This window comes from Fischerella thermalis PCC 7521, assembly GCF_000317225.1.
In the GTDB taxonomy this organism is placed as follows: Bacteria; Cyanobacteriota; Cyanobacteriia; order Cyanobacteriales; family Nostocaceae; genus Fischerella; species Fischerella thermalis.
Window position 1 is genome coordinate 1 of the sequence record NZ_AJLL01000023.1, and the last position, 18,388, is coordinate 18,388.

An 18,388-nucleotide genomic window follows, 5' to 3' on the forward strand; every position below is an offset into this window, starting at 1 on the left:
GAACACCGATGAAGCCATAACCTTTAATTACATCAGTGACTGTGCGATCGCCTTGGTTAATCAGCACAGCCATTGTATAAATTACACCATGAACTAGCCAGTCTTAACCAAATTAAGTTAACTTTAATTTTTTGGTAGTCTTTTTCATTTCTTGCCATTTTTGTTGCAGTCTCTGCACATCATGATTATGACCACCATAACGCCAACTGACATAGGCTTGGGAGATTTCCTCTATCACCTTAGCCGTTGCTGTCGCATGATATTGGTATAAAATTGTTGCATACTCTAGCGGTGTTTGGGCTGGGTGTTTCACTAAACCTTGTTCACTTGTCCAACGCAACATTTGCCGATATAGACGTTCCATTGGTGGTAATTTCCTCAAAGCGTAGTGATAGCGCCACTCCCGCCATCTATCCCAGCCTAACCAACTTAAGAAAGCTGCTGTTGTGGCAAAAATTAAGCCAGTGAAAACACCCAGCCATCCTTGGTAAAATAGCGACAAAAACCAAGAAAAAGCTTTGCTAGCCCAGGTGAATATAGCCCCAAATACATAATTCAGCAAACCTGTTACAGGAGAGGGTAGCCAGCCTGCAACCCAATTCCAAAATTGACGCAAAGTGTTGAAAGTCTGCTCATCTTCTACTGAAGGAGGAATTAGGGGGTGGTTGGGAATCGGGTCAAACGCAAACCAGCCATATTTGGGAAAATACACCTCTGTCATTGCATAGGCGTCGGTGTTGCGGACGATGTACATCCCCGTAAAAGGATTAAACTCTCCCGGCGCAAACCCCGCTACCAAGCGTGCGGGAATGCCAATGGAACGTAGCATTACCGTTAAGACTGTAGAGAAATGGTCTGGATAGCCGCCTTTATGTTTGAATAAAAAAGCTTCTACTAAGTCTTCGTTTTCACTCAAATAAGGTAAATCGAGGGGATTTTCCGGGACTTTATAGTTTTGTTTGAGATACTGAGCTAGGTAAAGAGCTTTTTCGTAAGTAGAGTCTAGTGATTTATTTGATTGTGCGACTCTTTGTTGGTTGTAGTTAGCCAGAATGTCTTCCGTAAGTTTACGTACTTTGGCGGCGGTTTCCGGTGGGATTTGCAGGTAGTAATTTTTAATACTTTGTGGATATTTATTGGAAGTTTTGCCTAACAAAGTCCGATCGCGATAGGGAACTTGGGAAATGACTGTGTAGGTCATACCTTCTGATAATCCTACAGGCGATCGCAATCCGTCTTCTTGATCCACAGCCAGCATGGGTGTCGGGAAGTAAATTTCTTTGGGAAATGCCATTGCTGGAATCAGGTTTGGCAAATCAGACACCACTGTATAAGTCTGGATAATTTCTTTAGTTTGAACTGCACTGATTGGCGGGTCAAGAAAAATTTGGTAAGACCAAGGTGATCGCTGTAAGCGTTTAACTTGATCATTGCGAGAAACTTCCCAGCCTTTACCTGTGTAGCGGTCAAAAGCCAACACTCGCCAGAAACCTGCTGCTTGCGATCGCACCCGCATGACTATTTTGGGTGTCATCTCTCCCCGCAGGTTTTGGTTGATTTGGCTATTAAAACCATAATAAAAGCTATTATCTACTTTCCCCGGTTGACCGGTTTGGCTGCTGCTGGTACCACTGCTACCATTAGCTTGATTGTTAGGATTACCTTGGCGGACATAGCCAGGGTTAATAATATTACGTCCTGTAAATTCGCCTTTCGTCTCAATTGGAGAACTGACCGGAAACATCCGCAATTGATATCCTGGTAGGCGGGGTAAAAGGGCAAAGATTACCAGCCCTAGCCCTACTATCATCACAAAATTAAATATTAAAAATTTTAAATTAAAAACAGAGGAATTCCCCTGTGTAGAGGAATTCCTCAAAATTTGTTCATTCTGAGTATTTAATTGCTCTAATCCAAGTCGGGAACGGTAATCTACTACTAAAGTGGGCAGGGCGATCGCTAAAAATAACAGTAATATTGGCGCAAATGCCAGAGTTTGACTCAGTGTTGCTGCCACACCCAGCAGAATCAATCCAATGAGAATTGAGTAACTCAAGTCTTTCCGACGAGGGAGATCAAAGCAATGCAGTACCTGAAGTTGGATTAATAGTTCTGCTAAAGTCAGTCGTGTATCGTTCAATTCTCCTAACAATCGCCCTAGGAAAGCACCTAGTGCTACTAACATTCCTATGGCAATACAGAATTTAACTGGGATATTGCGATCGCGGCGACGATAATAACTCCAAATTGCACCTAATATCGACAGTGGTACTGCCCAGAAACTAGACCAAGTTTCAGCGGCAATATCCGTCGCTACAATGCCCACAATTACCAACGCTAGCACTAGCACCCGCAAGGTAATTGAATCTTCCACTTCTGCTGTTACAGGGGACTGGAGCATATTTTGCCGCCAGTCATGGCCCAAAGGTAGACGCCAAAGCCAATTCATCCTGGAAAAGTTAAACATTTCGATCTAAAAAGCAGCGGATGGGTACAAAAGCAAAGCGATAATAGTAGACGCTACTGACGCAAAACGAGCGAGGTCAACTTTTACCTCTCTCGTATTACAAATCTCCTCACTGTAGCTGCCTGTAGACGCCCTAATAACCGCTTTTTAAAAAATGGGAACTCTTGCAAAACCAGGATGATATTCATTTCATAACAAAGGCTATTATCAAGTTTCAGTGCTAGCGATCGCTAACTATTGAGTTATTTTGTGGGAATAATTACAAACAACAAAGGCTGCTGGTCTATTTCTTTCAACTCAACCATTAAGGTATAAGCCTCATCTAGTTGAGTACAGCATAATTCCACACTCAAACAACCTGGGCTAGAAGACTCTGCCCTTGCTTGGGAACCACTACCTTGAAGTTTGACAACCCCTTTCGAGGGTAAATCTCCTCGAATCAGCAATTTCGGCACTGGGCCTTGAGATTGGTATTCTACTCTCAAATTGAGAACACCCACACTAGTTAGCCATTGCCTTTCTAACACTGGGTTTGTAGTAGAAATTGGCAATGTCAAGCTTTCTAACAGTTGTTGAGCTGCTAGCAACGACACCAGCATCTGTTGCTGTGGTTGTAAATCTGAATAATCGCTATCCAGATTCGGCATAGGATTTAGGGTATCTCCATACCGGAGGTTGGCTCTTAGCTGGATTGTCCCTGCTAAGTCGTTTAAGAGTTGAGATTCATTAGGGAAAAAGCTTTCCACTGCTTGGACTAATTTTGCCCCTAATGGTAAAGAAGATGTTATCAGTGCTTGACATCTGTCAAGCAATTGCCGGAAAATATTCTCCGGCAGAAGTGTCGGTAAATTCAGTTTGGACTGGTGGGCCACCCACGCCCAGCTAGGAACTAGCTCCATCACTGGTTCATCCACATACTCGGGATAATCTAGTATTTGTGTTTCCCAAGGAAATAGCGGAGGCTGGTCTTCAACTTCGACTTTTAACCGACGTTTAAGTACGGCTTGGAAACGTTCTTGCACAGTTGGAATTTCTCCCAATAAAGATGTTTGGGGCTTCCATCCCTCTTGTTCGCCACTGGTAAATTCTGTGGTTGTTAGCAAAGGTTTGTCTGCCCCGTTGATGTCCTTACATTTAACTTGCGTATACTTTCTGGAACTGACAGGATCTGTCAATAACCAAGAGAGTAAATTTTTTTGTAAGGTTTCTGAGTCACTATTCATGAGTAGAAGCACTTGATCCGGACACTAGGGAGTTACGAATCTCCCAGGCTTGTTCAAGAATTTTAAACCAACGCTTCTGAAGTTGTGCCATTGATAAACCCAAAGTTTTAGCTATTTTTTCATCGGTTTGTCCCTGCTGCTTCAGTTCTAATAAAGAGCGTTGCTTTTCGTCAAGCTTTTCGGTATAAGCTTGCCATTGTTGAGGAGTTAAACCTAAGTTAGTTTGCAAATCCGCTTCTAACCACTCGTGAACTAACTCCCAACGATGCAACAAAGCAAACCGAATTAAATGATACTTGAATCGTTGCTGCAAGTAATCCCTCTGACGGGGGGTTAAGCCCAAAATTGACTCGATTTCTTGAGCGGACAAATCTTGGAGGCGCAAAGCAAAGTAATCAGCACAATCAGTTTGTTGGCGTTCTTCTAAATAATTCATTAATTCCGTAACCACAACTGATCGCAGGGTATCTTCTTGGGGCTCTGGCTCAGTCTGTGTAGCCATTGCGCTTCGCAATTGTTGTACTGCTGGATCTTCCCAAGAACCTTCGGCTTCACCACTACCTTCCGCTGCTTGTTCTATATCTACACAAGTTTCTGGAGGTTGCTGTTGCGAGAAAGTTTGTGCCCGTAGGATGATCAATTGTTGCTGACGTCCTGGAAGGGGAATGCGTCGCTTGCCGTAGCGTTCCGTAAATGCCATGTACTCTGCTAATTCCAGCAGTGTACGTGGACGGTAAGTTGGTTCTAACTGATTTTCTCGCCGGAAAGCGTTTAAAGCCTCCAAGTAAAAACTTTGGAGAAAATCTTCAATAACAGTTAGTCGTCCTTGATAACTCAATTGCCTTTGTGGCGGATTGATGTAGCGGTAGATGATCGCACTCAAGGTACTATGTAATTCAACCCTGCCGCGATTTGAACCCAATTGGTAGTATCTCAGGCACTGTTGCAGGCGATGCTTGGCTAGGGTCATTGCCGAATTTTCTACAGAACCGGAAGCCTGAATACGTTTACTTTCATTGCAAATCCGGTAGACCTCGGCAGCAATTCGCATTGCTACGTCACGGCAATTCTGGTCGCAAGCTTTAGTTGACTGCTGAAGTTCTTGGAAAAGGAATGGAAATATCGCCTCCACGCCGATAGAAAATTCTCCCTGAATAGTTGTGGTTGCGGCTAATTTCATAAGTTTCGTGTCTAAACTGACCCTAACAAACTTGTTGACAACCTGTATGACTGCGGGTATTGGGAGGGGTTTTACGTATAAGCTAAACCCAAGGCAGTTTTGCCTTGAGAATGCGGCTGATTTTATGATTCCCGATTTTTGTTTGATTGTTTGCACAGCCCTTGAAGTTATAGCCAATACTCGATAAGCCGTTTACAGGTAATTATGGACTTAAAAGCACAAATCCAATCGCTGATTGATAATGCACCCCAAGATGGTATAACACCGACACTGGTTGCAGCAATTGCCCCCGCCCTTAGTGCGATCGCTCATAAGTTAAGCCATTCCCAATACTATATTCTCCAAAACTTGGATGAGGAATTGGTCTTAACTACATTAAGCAACCGTGGAAATCCACAAGAAGAAAAGCAGGTAATTTATGCTTTTCCTACCTTACAGGATATTCCTAGATCTTATAGTGCTGGGCTTGACCCTCAAGTAATAGCTGCCCCCATACCTGTCACCCATATATTGTTCCAGCTACTGGCACTAGAACCCGTAGATAGTATAGTCTTTTTTGACACGGCTAGCACCAACACAAATGGAATTGAAGTCAAACGAACTGATTTGCAGCATTTAGTCCAACAGCAGCTGCAACAAAACCAACCAAAGAATCAAGTTCCACCAGATATTGCTTGAGGGAACTAGAAAGTTTAGATTTTGGATTTCAATCTAAAATCCAAAATCTAAAATCCAAAATTCTTTCTAATTCCCGATCCCTAATAAAGCCGACTCAATACATAGTCAGCTATTTGAATCAATGCTTGACGTGATTCTGAGGGCACAAGCACCCCAAGTTGTTCAACTGCCAACTTCGCATGGTGAGCAGCTAAATCCCTTGCCCTTTGGATACCTTGGCTATCATGAATCAGCGCTAATGCTTGCTCTAAATCACCTTCTTGAGCAAATTCTCTTTCAATCAGTACTTCCAAGTAAGGTTTTTCTTCCAAAGCAAATAAAACTGGCGCAGTCAAATTACCACTTTTGAGGTCCGAACCAGCTGGTTTACCGAGAGTATCTGTTGAACTAGTGAAATCTAAAATGTCATCGACAATCTGAAATGCTAAACCCAGATTTCGACCATAGTGATAAAAATGTTCGGCAGTTTCTTTTGATACTTCACTAATAACTCCGGCGGCTTTGGAACTGTTAGCGATCAGAGATGCTGTTTTGTAATAGCTTTTTTTGAGATAGGTTTCTAGAGAAATATTGGTATCAAAGCGATTCAACCCTTGCTGAATCTCTCCAGCGGCCAAATCCATGATCACCTCTGATAACAGCTTTACTACTTCTAAATTGTCTAAATTTGCTAGATACCAAGAAGACTGAGCAAAGAGAAAATCCCCTGCTAGGACGGCTATACGATTGCCAAACAGACTATGAACTGTGGGTACACCACGCCGCATTTCTGATTCGTCAACAACATCGTCATGTACCAAGCTCGCTGTGTGAATCATTTCCGTGATTTCAGCTAAGCGGCGATGACGTGGTGTAATGTCTGTATCGAGCATGACTGCTCGCGATATCAGTAGAACAATGGCTGGTCTGATGCGTTTTCCCCCAGCTCCGAATAGATGTTCGGCTGCTGCATAAAGGATGGGATGACGATTCCCAACTAGCTGTTTGAGGTTATCTGCTAGTATTTGCAGGTCTGCTTCCACAGGGGAAAATAGGGAGGTAGCTGGGGTCATGGATTGGCGGACTTTGGCTTAGGTTACGAAAGTTTACATATCCTATACTCATTTTAAGATAACCCAGAATTAGCGCAAAGGTTTTCTCAGGAAGTTCCTAATTTTGGGGACAATAAAATAAAATATACTTGTACTAGTTTCAGAAAAATCAACATTTTATTGATAAATTTAATACAGTTATAGTTGCGTATATATTCACTAAATGCGGTAAACACGTAACTTCGTTAACAAAAAATTTATCTCTACTATATAAAATCTTTAAGTAAATGCGAAAAAAACTACAAAACACTACTGAGAAATCGCCTATAAACTATTACACATAAATTATTTCTTATATAAAGAAAAATTTCTGAAATCTTTTGTGCAATAGTTTAGAAAATTTTTGAATAAGCATAAAACTTACCTGAAAAAGTCAGGGCTATTGTGTTACGCTAAAATCTAGGGATTTTAAAATTTTCAGATGTTCACCACAGCAAGGTAAATAGCCTTTAGGTAAATTTGCTTAATATGTTGTGAATGAACACGAAATAATCGCAGGTCAAGCCAAAAAATTCATTTTTGTGCTTACACCTGTGATGAGCGAACCTCTAGGTTAGGAGCTGTGGATTTCCTTTAGAGGAAGCAGAGTGGTTTACACATCTTCGACGCTGTTTTTGTGTCGGCGTCGCTCCTAGCAATTTAAGGTACGCATTCAAGACAGCAGACTGGGTAGACTGCTGAAACAGTAGTTAAATTTCTCTTAGATTATTTAACTGCTGTGGTAAGTATGGTCTGCGAAAAAATCGTAATAAACACAATCTATTAATTCGGAAGGACAAAAGTTCTCCCGCTAGTCTCGTATGCAATATCTAAGCCGCCAGTAATTTGTGTGGCTCAATTCTTGCTAATTTTACTCAATTTATATTTCTTTGGCAAAGGCACTGGTAGGAAAAATGATTTATGGGAAGATGCCTATGATGATCTTCATATTAGCTTCTGGATACTTGTTCACCATCTACTTGCTATTGGCACTAGCAAAGCGAACAGGCAATAAAACAACATCTAACAATACTGCTTTAACTCATACAGGAAATTATACACAGGAGGTATCGGTAACACCAAATGTCACTGAAGCCAGTAGTGTACGTTAGTTAATGGTCAATTGTCAATTGTCATTGGTCATTTGTTCTTTGTAATGAGTACTAATTATTAATCCATGCCCAATGACCAATGACCAATGGCTAATTACTAGAAACTGCTGTATTAGATAAGCATACGACCTCGGCCATAGGAGTAAAACCTAACCATTGCGCGGATGACTCAGCAAATTGTTGCGGACAACCACTCACAATAAAGCGGGTTGGCAAAGCTGGATAGGTGTTTTTAAGACCTAGTAAGTCTAACTCTTTTGCACAAGCAGCTACAACATGTACAGCCGGATCAATCAGTTTCACAGAAGTTGAAAGGAGCGATCGCAATACTGGTGCTAGGTGGGGATAATGGGTACAGCCATAAACAAGAGTATCTATTTGCTGTTGTACTAAAGGCTCTAGATAGGAACGTGCCACTTCAACTGTGTAGGGGTCATGAATGCGATTTTGCTCTATTAGCGGCACAAATTCCGGGCAACTAACCTGCCAAACCTGGACATCGGGATTTATTTCAATAATAGCACGCTTGTAAGCATTGCTCTTAGCAGTTGCGGGAGTAGCAATTACACCTATGCGCTTTCCTTGCTGCACTGCTGCCCTTGCCCCTGGTAGAATTAGCCCTAGAATTGGCATAGGAAATTCCTCGCGTACTATCTCTAGTGCCAAGGCAGAACTCGTGTTGCAAGCCATAATCACCATTTTCACCTGTTGCTGTTGCATCCAGGTGAGTATTTCTCGGACAAACTGGAGAATTTCTGCTTGAGAACGAATCCCATAGGGAAGTCTAGCTGTATCGCCAAAATAAATAATTGATTCATTTGGGAGTTGGCGATAGAGTTGTCGCAGTACCGTCAGTCCACCCACACCACTATCAAAAATACCAATTGGCGCACGCTGGGGTTCTTGGGAGAAATCGTATAGATTGCCTTCAAACTGAGAAGATGAAATCACAGGCAGAATTTGATGTCAGTATTGCGATATTTTAAGATACAGGATTTTGTAACGATTTGTTCATGGTTGATTGTTGGTAGTGGTTAGCTACAACACCCAAACAACAATTAACTACACTTCTATCTTTGCTGTAAGTATTGGAGTATACCACTAGCAATTCCTTCTGCCATCCGATTTTGATATTCAGGGTTTCCTAGTCTGGGGTTGTCTTCCCGACCAGTCATATAACCTGTTTCCACTAAAATTGAGGGCATGGAGCTTTTTCTCAGGACGTAAAATCTGGCCTTTCTGACACCCCGGTCTTTGAGAGTACTAATCTTGCTAAGAATAGAATTGTGGACTACTTGGGCCAAGCGGTAGCCACTGTCGTAATAGTAAGTTTCTAGACCATTTACATCCGGGCGCTGATCCACGGAATTGGCGTGAATGCTAACAAATAAAGTAGCATTAGCCCGCTCTGCGATATCTACTCTTCCCTGTAATTCGACAAAATAGTCAGAATCACGTGTTAAAACTGCTTGATAGCCATTTTGTTCCAAAATAGCTGCTACTTTTCTCCCAATAGGCAGAACAACATCTTTTTCTAACAACCCGCCTAATCCTGGCGCACCGGAATCTTTACCACCGTGTCCGGGGTCAACGACTATTACTACTCGTCCTCTAGGTGCTGGACGTGGTGGTTGTGTCTTTGGTAGACCGTCGGAATTATTGGCGTTTGGTACTGGTAATGGTTGTGGATCTGCTTGTGGTAGGGGAGGTAACACAACAGAAGTACGATTGCGTTGTAGTTCTACAGAGACAAATTGATCACCAATTTGGTTAACGGGCCCAATTTGCACTCCAGAAGCGGGTTGGACGTAAACAACAACAGTATTAGAGTCTTGTTGTTGCAAGCGCACCCGGAGGATGGGGCTGTTTGCATCCATGACTGGACCCTTGACAGGTGTAGCCAACTTGGCATTGGGAATGGTGATGCGGAACAGACCGGAGGATCTATCCCAACCACCACTTGCAGTTAAATTGCGATCGCCTTTGATAATTAATTGTCTGCCAGTAGCACTCAGTTCCACAGCTTGAATTGTGGCCACATCATTGGTAAGAATGGGCGAAGGGCTGGGATTATTAGCTAAGTTCCCTCCTGGTAATCTCGTTACACTACTATTAGGTAAAAGCACTAAACCACCAATTGCACTGGTACTTGCCCGCCAATCAGGACTACTCTTATTTACTCGCATTGTTATGCGGACTGTGGGTGGTGTAGTTGTCAGTTGGGTGAATTGGATACTGCCAACACCGTAGCGATTCACATTTACATTCTGCTGTACTAAATTTGGTGATAAACTAGCGCCAGTAATATCAATATCAACAGTGCTTTTGTCTTGACTACGATTTACCTTTACTTGGGGACGACTACCACTAGTGCGAACAAAAAAACCATCTCCTGTGATTCTCAAACTTTCTATTTGTGTGGTACTAGTATTGGCACTAACTAGTGTTCCTTTATTTGCAGGAGGAGTATTAGAATTTTCTGGAGTTACCACACTATAGATATTTCTAGGAGTGGTAGCAACTTCCTGTCGTTTGGGCTGTGGTAATTGCACCTGCCAGCGATTAGCCGTCACTCCTTCAAATTTTACTTGTTGGGGATCGAGGGTATAACCGGGATTCAGTTCGACTACTACCCTTGTGGTTTGGGGGTCAAACTGACCGATACGAATGGCACGAATTGCACCACCAACCGACTGGACAAGCTGTGGACGCCCAAATTTAATCCCGGGTAAATCAATTACTAAGCGTGTGGGATTAAAAACAAGTTGGGCTGTGGGTTGGACAGCACCATCAGTATTAAGTTCTAATCGATTTTGATTGGCATCAAAACGCCAAGATTGTAAATTCGCTGCATTCGCAGGCGACGATAACAGGCAGATACTTAAAAAAGTAGTAGGTATCAACCAGTGGTGTAGTTTCACAATTCTTCTCCTGATTGGCTTTTTAGGGGAGATGTAATTTATCAAGTGTTGGTTAAGACTCAAATCTTCACACCGTTATCGCCCAAGTCTTAGCTTATACCTTTGGTGTATCGGTTTGTACTATATAGACAAAGATACTTTATAAAGTTACAGCTAATGGCGTCAAGATCTAGTCAAATCCTCTGTGTTTTCGCTGCTGTGAACACAGTAAAAACTGTCTATGAATAGCAGCAAATTACACTAATATATAGATAACCCAAATTAACTACTGTTGTTAGTTTTGGTCAACAATATGGTTGGCAGCAAAAAATTTTTGTATTGTGTAGTTTCTGGTAACTTATACATTCAGCCTGAGAGTAAAACTGGAAAATACCATAGTTTAATTGCTGAAAAAATCTTGCCGCTTCAGCATAAATACGGTAATAGCTACGGTAATCATTTAAAGTATATTGTGATCTGATTATCTGCGCTGAAGATACTGGAGAATACCACGCGCGATCGCCTCTGCCATTTGATTGCGATAAGATGCACTTTTTAACTTAGCCATATCTTCCCGACCAGTCATATAACCTGTTTCTACTAATATTGAGGGCATAGAACTTTTCCGGAGAACATAAAATCTAGCCTTTCGCACTCCTCTGTCTCTAACGTTCACACTTTGCAGAATACTCCTATGCACTATACGCGCCAGACTTAAACCAGTATCGTAATAATACGTCTCCAAACCACTGACATCCGGACGACCTGCACCTGCTGAATTTGCGTGAATGCTGACAAATACATCCGCATTCACATGTTCAGCCATTTGTACTCTCGCTGGAAGGGTGACAAAGTAGTCAGAACTCCTTGTTAATACAACTTGTACGCCATTTTTTTGTAAAACCTCTGCTATTTTTTTACTGATAGGTAGAATAATATCCTTTTCTCTAGCTCCGCCAATACCAACAGCCCCTGAGTCTCTACCACCATGTCCTGGATCTATAAGAACTACCACTTTTCCCTTGACGGGACGTAAGGGTGGGGGTTGATTTGGATTAGGAATTTCTGACAAAGGTTGCGGGTTCGGTCTTGGTAAAGGAGGTAAAACAACAGACGGTGGTGTTACTCCATTTGATAATCGATTTGATGATCGGCGTAACTCTAGGGCTAAAAGCCGACCGCCTGGTTTGTTAAGTTCGCCAATTTGTACCCCTGCTGCGGGTTGGACAAAGACAACGACTGTACGGGGGTCTTGCTGTTGTAGGCGTACCCGTAAAATTGGGCTAGTAGCATTTAATTCTGGCCCTTTGACATCGGAAGCTAGGCGTGCATTGGGAATAGTGATGCGGAACAATGTAGAGGCTCTATCCCAACCAGCATTACCAGATAAAGATTGATCACTTTTAATGAGTAATTGAGTGCCATTACCAGCCAATTCTATAGATTCAATTGTGGCTAGTGAATCATTATCATTGTCAGAGTTACGCAGTATTGATGGTTTTTGGTTATCGCCAAAAGAAATACTAGAATTATTACCCCTGGGCAATTTACTCAGCACGGCATTGGGTAAAATTACTAAACCATCTCCACCACTAACTGTTGCTCGCCAGTCGGGACTATTTCTGTTCACCTGCATTGTCAACCGGACTGTGGGTGGTGTGGTTTCTAGTTGGGAGAGTTGGATATTGTTGACACCATAGCGATTAATTGGTAAGTTCCGCTGTTGGAGATTTGCTGAGACAGTAGCGTTGGAGATATCCATGTAAATGTTTGTGCGATCGCTACTGCGTCTTACCTTCACCTCTGGTTTTCTACCACTGGTGCGCACAAAAAAGCCATCTCCTGTGACGCGTAAACTTTCAATTTGAGTCGCACCAACTGCGGTTTGAACTACTGTCTCCCTATTATTATTGGATGAGTTACGAGATTCGGTTTTGACCACACTGTAAAGATTTCTGTTGAGTGAGTTAGTTTCCTCACGTTTTGGTTTGGGTAATTGCACCCGCCAGCGATTAGCACTTATCCCCTCAAATTTCACCTTCTGGGGGTCAAGGGTATAACCAGGAGTCATTTCAACTACTACCCTGGTGGTTTGGGGGTCAAACTGACCGATACGGATAGCACGAATCGCACCACCAACCGACTGGACAAGCTGTGGACGCCCAAATTTAATCCCGGGTAAATCAATTACTAAGCGTGTGGGATTAAAAACAAGTTGGGCTGTGGGTTGGACAGCACCATCAGTGTTGATTTCTAACCGATTTTGATTGCTATCAAAACGCCAAGATTCTAGATTCGCTGCATCAGCAGGCGACAATAGAACAGAGGAGATACTTAAGACAGTACTAGGTATCAACCAGTGTAGTTTCACAGTGCTTTCTCCTGAGTCGCATTTTATGAGAGCGGTTAAGCGGTTAATCTGTAGAGGTGTTAGTCAATCCAACAGATGGTTACTGCCAATTTTTGGCTTGGATAAGTAATCTAAATAGCAAGCAGCTACTAGCTATACGATTAAATAAGTTGCTAGAAAAGAGAAATTTCTTTTTGCATACGGTTTCAATCATTAGAGTTTTATGTATAATTTTGCTCACCTACTTGTTTCATTTGTACTCTAAAAAACGTGATTTTGAACTTAGATAAACTGGCAAATAATGGCGTAAGTTTTAGCATGTTACTTACTCTTACCGTGCGTTGGTGACAGGAATATTTCATGTGCAAAGCTCAAATTAAATCAACAAAATAAATGGATAAAATTAACAATAGCAGTCAATCACAACGATATACACTTGCGTTGCACAAAGATTTTTTGAATTTTTCGGTTGTTGGCAATTGATGCACCTTCCCTATAAGGAAGCCGAACTAACAGAAGTAATTGCTAGGGACTGTATAAAAGTCAAAAGCCTTCTTTTGTGAGAGTTCCTTATCTTGTCATTTGATGGGTTGATTTCTCCTATCAGTACTGGCTACAAAAAATCAGCCTTTCTTAATTGATGACTCAAGACTAGTAGGTGATACTTTTGTCCTTTGTACAACACCAAATGCCTCAAATGACTTAATGATAAATGATCATCTCAACAATTTAATATGCAATTTAAATCCATGGCTATTTAGTAATTAAGAAAAGCTCCTCAAAAGCATAACTAGGAGTGACGGGTAGTGCAACATAGAAGTTTCCTCTCTTCATGAAATCTTCTCGATAACACGGCACGTCGCCCGGTAATAAGTAATGGGTAATAGGAAAGAACTTGTTCTAAATTTTCCAATTACCAATTACCGGACAATCTCCGCTACCCTTGCATTGGGCGAATCCCCGTATATTGTATGTCGGGGAGCGTCCCTCAATTAGCTTCTTGAGAATTTGGATTGGCTTCTAGGCTTTCACTATTAGAGGAATTTATTGCTAATGAAGTTCCAGAGGAAGCATCTAGAAGTAATTCATTGGAGTTTGGTGACACCAATGTTGGTTCTGGAAAAACGAACCTTAACAAAGGAGGGGCTAAAAAGGTTGTGATAATCACCATCATGATAATTGCTGCCTCCAGTGGTTTCGAGAGAATATTAATACTCGAACCAATACCCAGAAACACCAATCCGACTTCGCCCCGAGGAATCATTCCCACACCAATTGCCAAGCGATTGATTTGAGGTTGACCAAACACACTAAAACCTGTGACAAGTTTACCGAGAATGGCAATTAAGATCAGGAAAAAAGCCATAACTAGACCTTCTCGGTTGGTAGGAACTGCTGGGTTTAGCACACTCAAGTCAGTTTTTGCTCCTACAGTTACAAAGAAAATCGGCACTAGCATATCAGCAATAGGAACGATTTGCTTTTGGAGTTCTTTACGTTTATCTGTCTCTTCCAAAACCAAACCGGCTGCAAAAGCCCCCAGAATTGCTTCTAGCTGGATGACGGCGGCAATATATGCCATCACAAAAGCAAAAATGAATGCTGGTATGACCAGTTCGCCGCGTGTTTTGAGCTTATCAACGATCGCCACAAAAGTTTTGTTAAAAAGGTTACCAAGAGCGATCGCACCCAAAAGAAAACCACTTGCACTGATAATTAAATAAACGACCTTGCCGACATCAACAGCGCCGTCTTTGGCAAGGCTGGCCACCACAGCCAGAACAATAATTCCCAGTACGTCATCTATGACAGCCGCACCCAGAATAATCTGTCCCTCTTTAGAATTGAGACGCCCTAACTCTGACAAAACTTTGGAAGTAATACCAATACTAGTGGCAGTTAGTGCCGCCCCAGCAAAAATTGCCGGAACAGCAGGGATACCAAACAAAATCATCAAACCCGCCGTACCAGCAGCAAAGGGTACAGCCACCCCCACTACTGCCACAATAGTAGCTTGAATACCCACTGCCATTAAGTCTTTGAGGTTTGACTCCAGACCAATTTCAAACAGTAGGATAATTACACCCAGTTCTGCTAAAACAGAAATTACCTCTGATTGAGCAACAAACACACTCTCTGCGGCATCAGGATTCAAGCCAGCAGTGGTTTTTAGAAAGGAGATAATTAAAGAACTAGAACTATCTGCGCCTGTTTCTGGGAATACCAAAAAATGCAGAATAGATATACCTACTACTACACCACCTACAAGTTCGCCTAATACCGGTGGTAAGCCGAAGCGATTGGATAATTCCCCACCAAGTTTACTAGCAAAGTAGATTACTACCAAACTCAGCAGCACTGCTGCCACTACTAGGGAACTATCAGCGGTTTCACCCGTAGTTGCGAGTAAGGGTAACGATGAGTTGATTGTACTTAGAAACTGCATTGATTCTGTGGAAATCATTCTTTACTAATGTATATGTTGTTAGTTGTTAGTTGCTCGTTCTTTGGAGAATCAACCATCAACTATCAACCTGCAACCAGGAACTTTTAGGTTTAAACGTACGATCGCACCTTTTATCTGAAATCCCCAGTTATGTCTTGGTAGTTGATTTTTAGTGTTTCACACACCAAACAACAAACAACTATCAACTAAAAACACACGTAATAAATATGCGACGAATAGGAATTATTGGGGCAGTTGGGTGTTGGTCTTATTGGTGCAGTTTACGCAGTGACATTGTATAGCGATCGCACTCCAGAAGCGATCCTCAATGGTAAACCTGTTGTTCCCCAATGCACTGCAACTAGAACGTGATTTAGGAATAAATTTCTGGGATGATGAATTTCCTGGCTGCGATCGATTCCACTTATTGAACATGGTAATCAACGCTTTGATGAGTCATAGATGCAAGGGGTATTCGATGAATTTTGGAATTATGCTCAGTACACCCAAACCTTAACTGATTGCTTCTTGAATCCCCCAGAGCATATGCGAGATATCATGGTCGCAATGGCTCAAAATCCAGAAGTTCTTAAAGATCACTTTGGTCTAGCGCAAGTCCTGGCAATAACTTGTTACAATCGTTAGGGCAATTTTTGCCAAAGTTTTGATACACTTGGGAGAATTTACCTGCGGGAAGGCACTCTTAGGGTGTCTAAATATCCTTGTGCAGTTCGATAATTCTCAATATGTCTTTTCAACATAAAATTGCGAGTATATATACTGATGGTGCTTGCATCGGTAATCCTGGCCCTGGTGGTTGGGGTGTTGTCGTCTACTTTGATGATGGTTCGGTGCATGAAATGGGCAATGCTGCTGCTGAAACCACGAATAACAAAATGGAAATGCAAGCGGCGATCGCAGCTTTATCTTTCCTCAAAGCATCAGGACAAACTCAACCTATCACTCTCTATAGTGACAGTGAGTACCTGATTAACTGTGTAACTAAATGGATCAAAACCTGGAAAAGAAAAGGCTGGAAAAAGGCGGATGGTAGTCCTGTTCTAAACAGAGACTTGCTAGAACAACTTGAGCAACTCAACAGCCGTCAGGTACAATGGCAACACGTCCGTGGTCATGCTGGTAACGTAGGCAACGAACGCTGTGATGCGATCGCTCGTGCTTTTGCTAGTGGCAAAACTCCGGTGTTACGACAAATTTCTGATATCAGTTTATTGGATGATTTTTTACTGACATCAACTGATTTTGTGGTAGCAAGTGTATCTGATTCTGATCCCGAATCGATGATAATTAACAAAAACACACGAGAGATCAGTACCCTTGCATCAGAAATAACCATGACGGACACATCGAATCATTCAACGACCCTTTCCCATGAAGAATTACCTCGCGAAATGAGGGTAGTACAACTGCGCAACTTAGTTGAAACTCTACGGATTGCTGAAGAAATAGCCGAAAAAGGTTACTTAATCACTAGTTCGGAATTAGCAGATTTAATGGATGTCCACGCCAGTGCTGTCACTAGTCGCGGTGATCAATGGCGTTGGCGTAATTGGATTGTTTCGCGAGTCCGACGAGAAGGTAATCAAATTCTTTGGGAATTGGAGCGTGGTGATCATCTGAGTGATGAAAATGATACTTGATAGTGTTATTTTTTGCTTGTTACTAGAACCAGCAACTACCAACCCTCAACCACGAACAATTAGTTATAATTTCTTCCTCGCCACTGTCGTGGAGTGCGAAATGCTGATATGAAAATCCGCATGACGGCTAAGGGGTCAGCCAATGGGGAAAGCCAAAATAACCAACCGCCTCTAGTCTGAGTGCGGTCATAACAAGGTGCGATCGCAAACAGCATACCAAAGCGAACTATCAACAAAAATAGGTTCAGTCCCAGTAATAGGAGATGGGGGATTGGGGTGATGGGGAGATGGCGGGAAAGCAATAAGTAACTGAGGATGATCAAAACAGGTAAAGCTTGAGTTGAAGTTAGTACCCATAAATCAGTCCATAGCTGAGTACGGGAAGAAGCATCTTTTAAATCGAGACTCCGACCCCATTCTTTCCAAGTCTCTATTGCCCCTTCGTACATCCGCACTTTCAAGACTTTCGACCCATCTAAAAAGCCTACCTTAAAGCCGCAAGCGGCGATGTGTCGAGCCAAGGTAACATCATCGCAAAAAGAACTTTTGGCACTAGTATAACCATTGACAGCAGCTAAAACAGAACGACGGCATAAAAAGCATTGCCCATTAGCCATAACTCGTTCTGGTTGTTGCGTATTTACACCCGCAGGATCGAATCTATAAAGCAACGTCATTAACAACGCTGGTTGTAGCCAACACTCTCCTGGATACTTAAGGATAAATTTTGGCGAGAGAGAAACTAAATCATATCCTCCAGTTATTGCCGTTTTTACCAAACCCGCAACTAAGCCTGGTGATGGTTGAGTATCAGCATCCATACCCAAAAACCACTCGCTGGCTTCGCAAGAGTGTAAAAAGCCGTTGTGTAAAGCCCAAGGACGTCCTACCCAAGCGGGGGGTAAAGGATCATCGGTAATTAAACGAAAGCGGGGGTCTTGTTTTTGTGCAGCTTTTACTAAATCAGGAGTGTGATCTTGGGAATTACTATCTACAACAATTACTTCCCGGACTTCATAACTTTGACGACTTAAACCAGCCAATAGAGGACTGATACGAAGGGCTTCATTCAGGGTAGGAACTACTACACTCACACTACCTAAAAGGTCTGGTGTTGGGTTTTGTGGCGTAACAGGAGGATGACGTAAAGGCCCTTTCAACAGACGTGACAACAGAATTGCTACTGCTGGTACTTGTATAAGTAGTAGAAAAAACGAAAAAGAACTTACTATAGTTAACGAGTCTATCACTGTAAAAATACTGAGTTAATATAACGTGAGTTCGATTAATATTATCAGACT

General features: G+C 42.2%; 13 protein-coding genes. 4 read left to right on the forward strand and 9 right to left on the reverse strand.

Going from position 1 to position 18,388, the window contains the following annotated elements; genetic code table 11:
• Positions 1-112: 112 nt before the first annotated feature.
• From UYK_RS0105160 to hetZ, 3 genes are all read right to left on the reverse strand, one after another.
• Positions 113-2,449 (reverse strand): transglutaminase TgpA family protein, encoded by a 2,337-nt coding sequence (locus tag UYK_RS0105160; RefSeq protein ID WP_009458044.1) that lies wholly within the window; start codon positions 2,447-2,449, stop codon positions 113-115.
• Positions 2,450-2,709: 260 nt separating this feature from the next.
• Positions 2,710-3,690 (reverse strand): hypothetical protein, encoded by a 981-nt coding sequence (locus UYK_RS0105165; protein WP_009458043.1) that lies wholly within the window; start codon positions 3,688-3,690, stop codon positions 2,710-2,712.
• Positions 3,683-4,870 (reverse strand): heterocyst differentiation protein HetZ, encoded by a 1,188-nt coding sequence (gene hetZ / locus UYK_RS0105170; RefSeq protein WP_009458042.1) that lies wholly within the window; start codon positions 4,868-4,870, stop codon positions 3,683-3,685. Before hetZ ends, UYK_RS0105165 begins: the two co-directional genes overlap by 8 nt.
• Positions 4,871-5,074: 204 nt before the next feature.
• Between hetZ and UYK_RS0105175 the strand changes: the two genes are divergently transcribed.
• Positions 5,075-5,548: a hypothetical protein gene (locus UYK_RS0105175; protein ID WP_009458041.1), complete on the forward strand. Its 474-nt coding sequence runs from the start codon at positions 5,075-5,077 to the stop codon at positions 5,546-5,548.
• Positions 5,549-5,628: 80 nt separating this feature from the next.
• Here the strand turns inward: UYK_RS0105175 and sds are convergent, their stop codons facing one another.
• Positions 5,629-6,600, reverse strand: coding sequence for a solanesyl diphosphate synthase (sds, locus tag UYK_RS0105180; protein WP_009458040.1), 972 nt, complete (start codon positions 6,598-6,600; stop codon positions 5,629-5,631).
• A gap of 953 nt (positions 6,601-7,553) precedes the next feature.
• Here sds and UYK_RS26670 point away from each other — a divergent pair.
• The gene (locus UYK_RS26670; RefSeq protein ID WP_009458039.1) at positions 7,554-7,730 is read left to right on the forward strand and encodes a hypothetical protein; all 177 of its coding nucleotides are present in this window, start codon (positions 7,554-7,556) and stop codon (positions 7,728-7,730) included.
• A 90-nt stretch (positions 7,731-7,820) separates the two neighbouring features.
• On the opposite strand, the gene murI is transcribed toward UYK_RS26670, so the two are convergent.
• From murI to UYK_RS0105210, 4 genes are all read right to left on the reverse strand, one after another.
• Complete coding sequence (gene murI, locus UYK_RS0105190) at positions 7,821-8,681, reverse strand: glutamate racemase (RefSeq protein WP_016871043.1); 861 nt, start codon at positions 8,679-8,681, stop codon at positions 7,821-7,823.
• A gap of 119 nt (positions 8,682-8,800) precedes the next feature.
• Positions 8,801-10,651 carry an N-acetylmuramoyl-L-alanine amidase gene (locus tag UYK_RS0105195; RefSeq protein ID WP_009458037.1) on the reverse strand — a complete coding sequence of 617 codons (1,851 nt, stop codon included), beginning with the start codon at positions 10,649-10,651 and terminating at the stop codon, positions 8,801-8,803.
• A 460-nt stretch (positions 10,652-11,111) separates the two neighbouring features.
• Positions 11,112-13,001, reverse strand: coding sequence for an N-acetylmuramoyl-L-alanine amidase (locus tag UYK_RS0105205; RefSeq protein ID WP_009458035.1), 1,890 nt, complete (start codon positions 12,999-13,001; stop codon positions 11,112-11,114).
• 967 nt (positions 13,002-13,968) lie between these two features.
• Positions 13,969-15,444 carry a cation:proton antiporter gene (locus UYK_RS0105210; RefSeq protein ID WP_009458034.1) on the reverse strand — a complete coding sequence of 492 codons (1,476 nt, stop codon included), beginning with the start codon at positions 15,442-15,444 and terminating at the stop codon, positions 13,969-13,971.
• Positions 15,445-15,888: 444 nt separating this feature from the next.
• Between UYK_RS0105210 and UYK_RS0105220 the strand changes: the two genes are divergently transcribed.
• Together UYK_RS0105220 and rnhA are read left to right on the forward strand one after the other, a co-directional pair.
• A complete protein-coding gene (locus tag UYK_RS0105220) occupies positions 15,889-16,071 on the forward strand; it encodes a hypothetical protein (protein ID WP_016871045.1) in 183 nt (60 codons plus the stop codon).
• 101 nt (positions 16,072-16,172) lie between these two features.
• A complete protein-coding gene (gene rnhA, locus UYK_RS0105225; protein WP_009458032.1) occupies positions 16,173-17,087 on the forward strand; it encodes a ribonuclease HI in 915 nt (304 codons plus the stop codon).
• Positions 17,088-17,146: 59 nt separating this feature from the next.
• On the opposite strand, the gene cruG is transcribed toward rnhA, so the two are convergent.
• Positions 17,147-18,337 (reverse strand): 2'-O-glycosyltransferase CruG, encoded by a 1,191-nt coding sequence (gene cruG, locus UYK_RS0105230; RefSeq protein ID WP_026086368.1) that lies wholly within the window; start codon positions 18,335-18,337, stop codon positions 17,147-17,149.
• Between the last annotated feature and the right edge of the window lie 51 nt (positions 18,338-18,388).

What these genes read in the sequence shown, in the direction of transcription:
- UYK_RS0105160 (WP_009458044.1), bottom strand. Translation starts at nt 2,449, where the DNA reads ATGAATTGGCTTTGGCGTCTACCTTTGGGCCATGACTGGCGGCAAAAT.
- UYK_RS0105165 (WP_009458043.1), bottom strand. Translation starts at nt 3,690, where the DNA reads ATGAATAGTGACTCAGAAACCTTACAAAAAAATTTACTCTCTTGGTTA.
- hetZ (WP_009458042.1), bottom strand. Translation starts at nt 4,870, where the DNA reads ATGAAATTAGCCGCAACCACAACTATTCAGGGAGAATTTTCTATCGGC.
- UYK_RS0105175 (WP_009458041.1), top strand. Translation starts at nt 5,075, where the DNA reads ATGGACTTAAAAGCACAAATCCAATCGCTGATTGATAATGCACCCCAA.
- sds (WP_009458040.1), bottom strand. Translation starts at nt 6,600, where the DNA reads ATGACCCCAGCTACCTCCCTATTTTCCCCTGTGGAAGCAGACCTGCAA.
- UYK_RS26670 (WP_009458039.1), top strand. Translation starts at nt 7,554, where the DNA reads ATGATGATCTTCATATTAGCTTCTGGATACTTGTTCACCATCTACTTG.
- UYK_RS0105210 (WP_009458034.1), bottom strand. Translation starts at nt 15,444, where the DNA reads ATGATTTCCACAGAATCAATGCAGTTTCTAAGTACAATCAACTCATCG.
- UYK_RS0105220 (WP_016871045.1), top strand. Translation starts at nt 15,889, where the DNA reads ATGCAAGGGGTATTCGATGAATTTTGGAATTATGCTCAGTACACCCAA.
- rnhA (WP_009458032.1), top strand. Translation starts at nt 16,173, where the DNA reads ATGTCTTTTCAACATAAAATTGCGAGTATATATACTGATGGTGCTTGC.